Here is a 10,085-nt window from a genome sequence, read left to right on the forward strand (position 1 = left end):
GGAATCTTTGAGTTATTTAGTTTATTAAATGAATTGGAATAACTTTTATCTAAAATTGATTGGACTGTGTTCTTTAGATGACTTGTTTGCTGCAAGAACCATCTTAAGAGCTTTAAGCCCATCTTCACCAGTAATTTCAGGTTCTTCATCCGCTTCGATTTTACATAGGAATGAATTCAATTCTTCACTTAATGGCTCTGCTGGTTTGATTTGAATGTCTTGAGCAAATTTACCATAAACTTCAATGCTTTGGTCAATGTAGTCAATGGTGATTATTCCATCAGTACCGGTAATTTCGATTTGTCTACGTTTGTATGGAGTTAACCAGTTTACTTCTAAAATGCCTGTAATATCTTCATCAAAGCTAATCATGATTTCTGCATGGTCTTCAAAGTCAGATTGATCTAAAATGCTGCTCATAGTAGCATAAACTTGTTTTACAGGTGCTTCAATCAAGAAGTTCATTACATCTAAATCGTGAATTGCAAGGTCAATAGCCACTCCCACATCCTTGATTCTTGGTGGGAAAGGACCTACTCTTTTAGCTGAAATTGTTACTAAGTCACCGATAACTTCATTTTCAATGAGTTCCTTAGCTTTTTGCACTGCAGGATTGAATCTTTCCACATGCCCTGTTGCAAGCTTTACACCTGCTTCTTTTGCAGCTTTAATCATTTCTTCAGCTTCTTCAGCAGTAAAAGCGATTGGTTTTTCTACTAAAACGTGTTTTCCATGTTTAATGGCTTCCATAACAACTTCGTGGTGGAAGGTTGTTGGTACACAAACACTTACTGCTTCAATTTCAGGGTCTTTCAATAAGTCTTCGATTTCAGAGTAACCTTTTGTCTTATATTTTTTTACAACTTTATCTAAGGTTGGCTTTACTACATCAGCCACTGCCACGAGATTGGCATTTTCCAATTTCGAATATACACGTGCATGGTTATATCCCATTGCACCTACACCTATAACTCCAACATTTATAGTTCTCAAAGATATTCCTCCAATTATTCAACTATATTTTTGTGTTTTATAACTTATAAATATTATTAAAATTTTATATTTTTTCATATAATTTTTTCTTAATAATTATTATAATCGCTATTATACTGATTAATATTTAAAATAAAAAAGAATCAATGGTTAATTTACTTAAAATAATATAAAAAATAGGATAAATTGATTTTTAAGAATTTTTAACCATTTTTTGAATTTTGATAATTTTTGATTTCATGAAAATTCAAGTTTTTTCATGAAATGCAATTTCAATTAAAAAAATCTTAAGATAATTGAATTTTTTTAAATCCAATTAAAGGATTTTTAGCTATTTTAAAGGAATTCAAGCATGTTTTTGCCTATTTTCCTTCCCATTTCCTCAGCTTCCCTTATGCTTCCTCTAATTGTCTCTTGATATAGGATCTCCCCATTCTTATCAAGCAAGATGGAATTAAGCTCTAGCTTCTTGTCTTTTATTCCAGCTATTGCTCCAATTGGCCATTGGCAACCTACACCTATCTCTTCAAGGATAGTCTTTTCAGCAAGCACTTCCTGGAATGAGAAATAATGGTTTAATTTAGCTATTGTCTCTTTAAATTCACTGTCTTTTCTAGTTATCACTGCTAAAGCGCCTTGGCCTGCTGCAGGCATTATATAATCTGTTGGGAACTTTGTTTTAATGTATTCTTGAAGGCCTAATCTATTCAATCCTGCTTCTGCCATGATTGTTGCATCAACTTCTCCATCCATGACCTTTTTGATTCTTGTTTCGACATTTCCTCTGATTGGTTTCAATTCAAAGTCCTTGTCATGGAGCTTGCAGAATGCTTCTCTCCTTAAGCTGCTTGTTCCAAGTGTGGAACCTTCCTCAAGTTCGCTCCAGCTGTAGTTTGAAATAAGCACTTCGTTAGGACTTTCCCTTGGAGGAACTGCAACAATTTCAAGATCCTCATTTAATTCGGTAGGCACATCCTTTAGGCTGTGAACTGCAAAATCCACTTCCTCATCAAGGAGTGCATTGTCAAGTTCTCTTGTAAAAAGTCCTTTAGAATCCATATTATATAACTGGGAATTTGTAATTTTGTCCCCTTTGGTCTTTATGATATTCTTTTCTACTTCTTCTCCAGTGATATTGTATAAACAGCTTCTGATGTAGTCTGTCTGTACAAGTGCAAGTTTACTTCCTCTAGTTCCAACAATCATTTGATTCGCCTTAGCTTTTTATATGAAAATTTGTGAATTTATAAAATTGATTTAATAGATTAAATTGGATTAAATCCTTGTTTTAATCTTTAGTTTTAATCTTTAACATATTAATTTTGTAAATTATTCTTAATAAAATTATTTAAATTTTTAATATTTTTTTTTTTTATTTTGATTTTATCGTTTAGAAACTTGTGAATAATTAGATCTATAGATGAATAGGATATTTTTATTATTCGCTATTGCTTGATTTTGAGCTTCTTGATAATCTTCAATAAATTCTATTTTGAACTTATTTTCATTCAATGCATTGATTTTATTCTCTAAACTCTTCCCAACTTCGTCAGTTAAAATTAAATTGGTATTTGGATTATTTTTCAAGTATTCATGTAAAAATTCTGATAGCTTCTCTTCATCTATCTCTTCACATGTAACTCCATACTTTCCGCCAATTATTATATAATAATCGTCAATGTTCTTTATCATGTTTATTGAACTTTCGATAGCTTTTGTATTGATTCCTGGATTGATCTCTTCAATTATCCTTAAGCCCTTTTCAGCATCGATTTCTCTCACATTTGTTCTCCCATCGATTCCTTTAAAGTTTGATAAAGCATTTTGAACGGTTTCCTCGTCTATGCCTAATGCAAGTGCAGTTGTTGAAGCTGCTAAAACGTTTAGAATATGATGGGGTCCTGGTGCAAAGCAATCTACATCAAGTTTACCATTAATTAATTTTCTATCAATAGTTTTCAAGTCATGATAAATTATTCTGGAACTTGTGTTTTCGATATCATAATCAATGGATTCGCAGTAGACATTTGCATCTGTGTCAGTTAAGGAAAAGCTATTTATTTTCTCTTCATATTCCTCTTTTTCATTTGGATAGAATTCACTCAAGGTTTCGTATTCAATCACAACTGATGGGGATTTGAAGACTTGCCTTTTAGCGTTTCTTGCATCTGATTGGCCTTTTGCGATGGAATAGTTTTCAACCAGGTTAGTTAAGATTCCAATGTCTGCCAAACCGCAAATTCCTAATGAATTTTCAAAAATAGCCATTTCATAATTCAAATCAGCATATGGATTTTCATTAAAGTCTTCCTGAATCTCACTTTCTTCCATCCTTTCCTCTAAATCCCGATTCTTATCGCATATTGGAAATGTGCTGCATTTAGGGTTTGCTATCTTTTTAGCCAGTTGGATGGTGTTTATGATATTTGCAGGGGTAATGCTTATATCCTTTTGTAAAATAAGCTTTTGCTCATTATCATTATTTTTTCTAAATAGATAAGCTCCTAAACTGGATAATAACAATGTGTCTTTGTTGTTTTCTAAAAATATTTCCTTTAAGAGGAATGAAACACTTGTTTTTCCTTTAACACCAGTTATTTCTATTGTCTTTATATTCTGATCAGTTGTTTCCTCTTTCCAGAGGGATAAAACAAGTTCTGTAGCTTGATGATGGTTGATAATATCATATTGATTCAATACGCTGTCCTTATCTGAGCCAATCATATCTGCTATTTCAATCAATAATTCATAAATGTTTAATGAGGAGTGAATTGGATTGATTATCAGATCTTTTTTTTCTATTTCTTCTATCTCTTCTTCTTCACTCTTTTCTCTAGCTTTTTCTTCAATCCTTTTAATGGAATTTAATTTTAGCTGATTTTTAAATGAGTCCAAATCTTTTATTATGTTTACATCATAAGTGAGTAAGAGATTTTCATCTTCACTTTTCAATGTATTGTATAAGTCATATGCAAATACATTTTCATAAATTCCTGATTTGGCAAGTTCTGAGGATATCTTGACTCCTCCATGGGTCAAATCAACTAAAAAAACATTCATTGTTTCACATCTTTAAATAATTAGTATAAATTGCTTTAAAAGAAGAAATATAAAATTAAAATTGATTTTTTTTAAATAAATAAATGGAAAGATTAGTGTTAGAGCATTTATAATACTCTGTTGATGCTGTCTAATCCTCCTTCATTAAGTTTGTCCTTAACTTTCTTATAGAAGTATTTCTTATTGATTCTCATGAAGTAAACGTCTTTTTCTGATTTCTTGATTACGAGCTCTTCCATATAATTCACTTCTTTTTGAATTTGACCATCCATTACGAAAATCGCTTTCTTGCCTCTTTTGAGGAGCTTGATTCTGATTTCACTTCCATCAGATACAACAAATGGCCTTACTCCAAGTTTGTATGGACAAATAGGCACTATGATGAATGCACCTACTTTAGGGTCTACAATAGGCCCTCCTGCAGACATTGAATAAGCGGTTGAACCACTGGGTGTAGAGATGATTAAACCATCGGCCCTTAATTCCTCTACAACTTCCCCGTCTACAGAGATTTCATAATGAAGCATTTTAGCAGGTCTTGCAGTCATGATTACAACTTCATTCAATGCACGGAAAGTTTGGTTTTCGTGGGAAATGATGATCTGTGTTCTTTTCTCTTTAGACCATTCTCCATCTAATATTGCATCAAGAGCTTCGAAAGTGTTTTCAACTTCAATTTCTGTCAGGAATCCTACAGTACCCATATTGATTCCAAAAATAGGTATTTCCTTGGTCAATTGGTTTTGGGTTCTAAGGAGAGTCCCATCCCCTCCAAGAATGATTGCCATATCTGTTCTAAGTTCATTCAACTCTTTAGCATAATCCCTGAAGTTGTAGTTGAAATTCAAGCTTTCAATGTGCTTAGCGATTTCCGGAGTTTCATTCATTGTTTTTGCAATGATATTATGGAGTTCCGAGTTCTCTTTGATTTCTTCCAGCTTTTCTGCAAGTGAAGATTCAATAACAGTTTCCATATTTTTTTGAATCAATGTCTCAAAGATCTTAAGTGAAAACAGCACTGATTTATACTCGTCAACTCTACTGACGATTGCAACGCTTTGAATCTTATCCAATTCGTCATTGTTTATGATTTTGATTATTTGATTATGCAAGTCAGGATTTCCTGCACTTACAACAACTGCCTTTTCGTAGATGCTTAATCTGCTGTCTAATTTTTCACCGTACTTATCGGTTACAATAGCTCCGGCTTCCTCTACGATAAGCTTTGAAGCAGCGATATCGATGATCCTACTTCCTCTCAAATCAAGAAACGCATCATATTTTCCGCTTGCAACATAAGCAAGTTCAAGCACTACAGAACCTAATACTCTCATTCTTCTTGCAGTGTCCACTAATTTGGATACTGATAATGTTTTGCTTTTGGTAAATCCTCCAAGGCTTATTTTTGTCAAGTCTGTTTCACTGCTTGGTGTCATTGGTTTCCCATTTCTTTTTGCTCCGTTTCCTTTAATGGCTTCGTAGAAGTTTCCATTAGCATAATTCTTCACGAATCCAAGTTGAACATCATTTAAGGTTGCTTCTCTTCCTTCTGGCACATTTGCCACTGCAATTGACATACCATATGCTGGAATGTTCTTGATTGCATTGCTTGTTCCATCAAGGGGATCGATTAAGAATATGAATCTGGGTTTATCCAGGTCTTCTCTTTCCTTTTTGGTTTTTGGAACATTATTAAGCAATTCTTCACTAAGACTGATAGTTTCCTGTTTTCCTTTTCCTAGTTTAAGTTCCCCTATCTCTTCACTGATCAAATAAGATTCAAAATCAGCATCCTTAAGGAGTTTGATTACCTCATCTTCTGCTATGATGTCAATGTAAGATGTAGGGGTGCCGTCTGCACCTATTTTAACAAATTCTCCAGCCTTAGGATTTCCCACTTGTCCTTCAAGGAGATTTTCCACTTTTTCAAAAACTGTGGTAGCAATTTTTCTGCAAATATCTATATCCTCTTGATTCATACTATCCCCTCAATCATGTTTTGCTTGATTATAAAATTTTATTATCGCTCTAAAATATCATCAGTAATGTAAATGACTGCAGCTATTGCAGATCCTATTTCCTTCACAGTGTGATGCGCTTCCTCTACAATCAATTCCTTAATCTTCACATTCCTCTTATCCATCATGTACTTTACCATTTCTATTGCTTCGTTCTTGATGTCTTCTGGATTTTGATTGGTTCCATTTGCTTCAACGACACATCCCAATTCTTCGCCAATAGCCACTGCAACACAAGCAATTAGTTCATCTCCTTTGTTGTCGGAAGTCAAGCTTGATAAAACGCAGTTCACCATTGATCCTGCTTTCAATTTAGGCAATTTTTCAACTTTAGCATTGGCTCTAAGCATGCTGGATACCTTTATTAAATTCACATCACCAATTTCCGCTTCATATAAAGCATTATCAAAAGCATTCAATTCTGTTGGGCCTTCACTTGAACCTGAAACAATAGCTATTCTCATAATACCACTTTATTTTAAAATTTCTGATAAATTATTCCGATTATTTTTTTTATTTTTTATTTTTTTTTTTTTATTTTTCAATCGTTTATTTATCCCATTTTTATTAAAAAAATTTTTTATCTTAAATAATATTTATCTTTTATAATATATTAATTTATAAAATATTATTCTGGATATTCCCTTTTGACATATTTTTCATACGAAAGTTTATATATAATTTTAAATTAATATATTATTAATCTATATTTTATTAGGTTAATCGTATTTAATTTCAGAAAAATGAAATTAAATAAATAAATTTCAATTAAATTTATTTTTAATTATTATTGTGAGGTTATTTTAATGTCAACCAAAGTTGTAGAACTTAAAACCGTAAAAGTCGGAAAATATATTGTATTAGACGGAGAAGCTTCTAAAGTAACTAGCTTAACCACTTCATCTCCCGGTAAACATGGAGCTGCAAAAGCAAGATTAGAAGCTGTTGGTATTTTTGATGGTCAAAAAAGAAGTTTAGTAAAACCTGTGGACACTAAAGTGGAAGTACCTATTCTTGACAAAAGAATCGGTCAAATTTTAGCTGTTATGGGTGACCAAGTTCAAATCATGGACTTAGAATCATTCGAAACCTTTGAATTACCTATACCTGCTGAATTCGATGAAGAAATCAGAGGTGCTGTAGGTACTGACTTAGGTGTAGAATATATCATTGCTTTAGGCAATATGAAAATCATGAGAACTAAAAAAGTATGATTTTTTAGTTTTTTTACACTTTTTCTGGATTTTTTTAAAATCCGATTTCAATCTTTTTTCAAATCAAATCAAATCAAATCAAATCAAATCAAACTTTTTTTATTTTTTATTTATTCTATTTTTAATTAATTACTTGATTAACTGAGATATTCAAACATTCAATTAATCAATTAATTAATTATTTTTCAAGATAAATTCAAAAATAAGAATTATTAAAAATTATTAAATCAAGTGATAAAATGCTTTTCAATACTTATGAACCATGGAAATTTGCTTTTTCAGCAGAATCTATAGATTTATACAATTCAGGTAATGGTGATTCTAATGATTCTAATGATTCTAATGAATCTAAAAGATGGGGAATAATTGGAGTTCCATTTGACAGCACTTGTTCCTACCATCATGGTTCAAGGTATGGTCCTACAATCATTAGAGAGGCATCATTTGGATTTGAGCAATACAATTCAACATTCGAAAAGCTTTTGGATGGGGAATTCTATGACTGCGGAGACCTGAATGTCGTTCATGGGAACTGCAGAAAAACCTGTGATTCTCTTAAAGATGCTGTGGAAGAGTTGATTGAATCCAATATCAAGCCGATTATCATTGGCGGTGAACATAGCGTAAGCATTGGATCCATCAAGGCATTAGCGAATTTGGAAGATAATGATGATTTGTCTGATGTTACAATCATCCATTTAGATGCTCATAGAGATATTATCGATACATACATTGGAGAAAAGGATTCACACGCTACAATCATGAGAAGAGTTCATGATTTAAATCCAAAGGAATTGATTCAAATAGGAATCAGATCATTTTCAATTGAAGAAAATGAATTTGTTGAATCTCAAGGGAATATCACCAGCTTTTTGGCAAAAGACCTTTTTGATGATTTTGACACTCTTTTGGAAAAGCTTGATTCATTAGAAGGAAAAGTCTACGTTTCCATTGATATGGATGTAATTGATCCGGCATTTGCACCATCTGTAGGAAATCCAACTCCAAATGGATTGCATCCTGTTGATGTTGAAAACATTTTTGAAGCATTGGCAAGTAATGAAGCTATTGATGTTATTGGATTTGACCTTGTAGAGGTTGCAAGCGATAAATTAGGAGATATCACAGCTGTTCTTGCAGCTAAAATGATTTATGACTTCTTGACTTTATTCGCTTAAACTTTTAATTATTTTTTTCAATCATTTATCAATCATTCAATTTTAAATCATTAATTATTTTTAACTATTTTATTTTCCATTCTCATTTAACAAATAATATAAATATTACTTAAACACATATTCTAATTATAATCTATTATTTACTATATAAGTAAAATCATATAAGTAAAATTAAAATTATTAAAGTAATTAAAGTCATTTTTACAAAAATAAAAAATTAATAATATTATTAATTATATTTACAAAATTATAAAAACTAAGGAGATTTTTGATGTATAAGAGAGAAATAGAATTGTCTGGTCATATCATCGATTCTTTAACTCTTCCTAAAACCATGGATATTATCATGGATAACGGTGGAGACTTTGATATACTAGAGTTTGATATAGGAAAACGCAAATCTGATACTAGTAAAGCTAAAATAATGGTTTCAGCAGAATCTCCCGATATTTTAAATTCTATTCTTGATGAACTTAACTTTATTGGGGTTTCAATATCTGAAATTGAAGAGGTAAATTTAGTGCCTTCTCCAAAAGATCAAGTAGCTCCAGAAGGTTTTTATTCAACAAGCCATCATGTTACTCATATTTACTACAAAGGTGAATGGATTCTTGTAGAAGAAATTGAAATGGATTGTCTTATCGTTATTGATGAAGAGAACAAGACTGCTAGCTGCAAGCCAATTGCAGACATTAAAGAAGGAGACTTGATTGTCGTTGGAAGAGAAGGAGTAAAAATCACACCACCTCAAAGGTCAAGAGGAAAGCAAGGTGTATTTGAATTCATGAACAGTGAAGTTTCTTCTGAAAAGCCAATGATGAGCATCATTAATGATGTTGCAACAGAAATCAAGAATGTTAAGGCAAATGGTGGAAAAATAGCTCTCGTTGGAGGTCCAGCTATTGTTCACACCGGTTCTGCAGGAATTGTTGCACAGCTCATTAAGGAAGGATTCATTGATGTTATCTTTGCAGGAAATGCATTGGCTACTCACGATATTGAATGTGATCAATTCGGAACTTCCCTTGGTGTAAATGTAAAAACCGGTGAAGTTGTTGCTCACGGTCACACTCACCATATGAGAGCAATCAACAGAATCAATAATTCAGGTTCAATTAGGGGAGCTGTTGAAGATGGGACCTTAAAAAGCGGAATCATGTATGAATGTATTAAAAACGATGTTCCATTTGTATTGGCAGGTTCCATTCGTGATGACGGACCTCTTCCTGATGTGATTACTGACACTGTTGAGTCACAAAAATTAATGCGTAAGTATGCTCAGGAAGTTGACATGGTCATTATGATTTCAACTATGTTGCATTCCATTGCAACTGGTAATCTATTGCCTTCAAGAGTAAAAAGTATCTGTGTAGACATTAACCCATCTACCGTTACTAAACTTGCAGATAGAGGCAGTGCACAAGTTGTCGGTATTGTAACTGATGTAGGTGCATTCTTGCCAGTTCTATACAATGCATTACATGAATAAATTTATTTTATTCTTTTTTCTTTTTTTTAAATTTTTTAATTTTTAATTATTTTTAAACATTTTTAGAATTTTTTAAAGTATTATTATTATTATTATTATTATTATTATTATTATTATTATTATTATTATTATT

At 32.0% G+C, this 10,085-nt stretch carries 8 protein-coding genes; 3 read left to right on the forward strand and 5 right to left on the reverse strand.

The annotated features are described in order from the left end of the window. Positions 1-45: 45 nt before the first annotated feature. The 5 genes from VW161_RS03775 to VW161_RS03795 all read right to left on the reverse strand — a co-directional run bounded on the left by VW161_RS03775 (position 46) and on the right by VW161_RS03795 (position 6,535). Complete coding sequence (locus VW161_RS03775; protein ID WP_304092964.1) at positions 46-993, reverse strand: Gfo/Idh/MocA family protein; 948 nt, start codon at positions 991-993, stop codon at positions 46-48. Between the two features lie 336 nt (positions 994-1,329). Next, the gene (hemC, locus tag VW161_RS03780; protein WP_304087360.1) at positions 1,330-2,199 is read right to left on the reverse strand and encodes a hydroxymethylbilane synthase; all 870 of its coding nucleotides are present in this window, start codon (positions 2,197-2,199) and stop codon (positions 1,330-1,332) included. A 177-nt stretch (positions 2,200-2,376) separates the two neighbouring features. Next, positions 2,377-4,053 carry a coenzyme F430 synthase gene (gene cfbE, locus VW161_RS03785; protein ID WP_304104944.1) on the reverse strand — a complete coding sequence of 559 codons (1,677 nt, stop codon included), beginning with the start codon at positions 4,051-4,053 and terminating at the stop codon, positions 2,377-2,379. Between the two features lie 107 nt (positions 4,054-4,160). Next, a complete protein-coding gene (locus VW161_RS03790; RefSeq protein WP_304092955.1) occupies positions 4,161-6,032 on the reverse strand; it encodes a bifunctional NADP phosphatase/NAD kinase in 1,872 nt (623 codons plus the stop codon). A 41-nt stretch (positions 6,033-6,073) separates the two neighbouring features. Beyond that, on the reverse strand, positions 6,074-6,535 hold the full coding sequence (locus tag VW161_RS03795; RefSeq protein WP_304087365.1) for a pyruvoyl-dependent arginine decarboxylase: 462 nt from the start codon (positions 6,533-6,535) through the stop codon (positions 6,074-6,076). 342 nt (positions 6,536-6,877) lie between these two features. Here VW161_RS03795 and VW161_RS03800 point away from each other — a divergent pair, with 342 nt between their 5' ends. The 3 genes from VW161_RS03800 (at position 6,878) to VW161_RS03810 (ending at position 9,952) form a co-directional block, all read left to right on the forward strand. After that, positions 6,878-7,285 (forward strand): translation initiation factor IF-5A, encoded by a 408-nt coding sequence (locus VW161_RS03800; RefSeq protein WP_295608705.1) that lies wholly within the window; start codon positions 6,878-6,880, stop codon positions 7,283-7,285. A 239-nt stretch (positions 7,286-7,524) separates the two neighbouring features. Next, positions 7,525-8,463, forward strand: a complete 939-nt coding sequence (speB, locus tag VW161_RS03805; protein WP_304087368.1) for an agmatinase — start codon at positions 7,525-7,527, stop codon at positions 8,461-8,463. Between the two features lie 271 nt (positions 8,464-8,734). Further along, positions 8,735-9,952, forward strand: coding sequence for an ornithine cyclodeaminase (locus VW161_RS03810; protein ID WP_325192722.1), 1,218 nt, complete (start codon positions 8,735-8,737; stop codon positions 9,950-9,952). Positions 9,953-10,085 lie beyond the last annotated feature (133 nt).

Origin of the sequence: Methanobrevibacter ruminantium (assembly GCF_016294135.1) — an archaeon.
GTDB classification, from domain to species: Archaea; Methanobacteriota; Methanobacteria; order Methanobacteriales; family Methanobacteriaceae; genus Methanobrevibacter; species Methanobrevibacter ruminantium_A.

What these genes read in the sequence shown, in the direction of transcription:
- hemC (WP_304087360.1), bottom strand. Translation starts at nt 2,199, where the DNA reads ATGATTGTTGGAACTAGAGGAAGTAAACTTGCACTTGTACAGACAGAC.
- cfbE (WP_304104944.1), bottom strand. Translation starts at nt 4,053, where the DNA reads ATGAATGTTTTTTTAGTTGATTTGACCCATGGAGGAGTCAAGATATCC.
- VW161_RS03790 (WP_304092955.1), bottom strand. Translation starts at nt 6,032, where the DNA reads ATGAATCAAGAGGATATAGATATTTGCAGAAAAATTGCTACCACAGTT.
- VW161_RS03795 (WP_304087365.1), bottom strand. Translation starts at nt 6,535, where the DNA reads ATGAGAATAGCTATTGTTTCAGGTTCAAGTGAAGGCCCAACAGAATTG.
- VW161_RS03800 (WP_295608705.1), top strand. Translation starts at nt 6,878, where the DNA reads ATGTCAACCAAAGTTGTAGAACTTAAAACCGTAAAAGTCGGAAAATAT.
- speB (WP_304087368.1), top strand. Translation starts at nt 7,525, where the DNA reads ATGCTTTTCAATACTTATGAACCATGGAAATTTGCTTTTTCAGCAGAA.
- VW161_RS03810 (WP_325192722.1), top strand. Translation starts at nt 8,735, where the DNA reads ATGTATAAGAGAGAAATAGAATTGTCTGGTCATATCATCGATTCTTTA.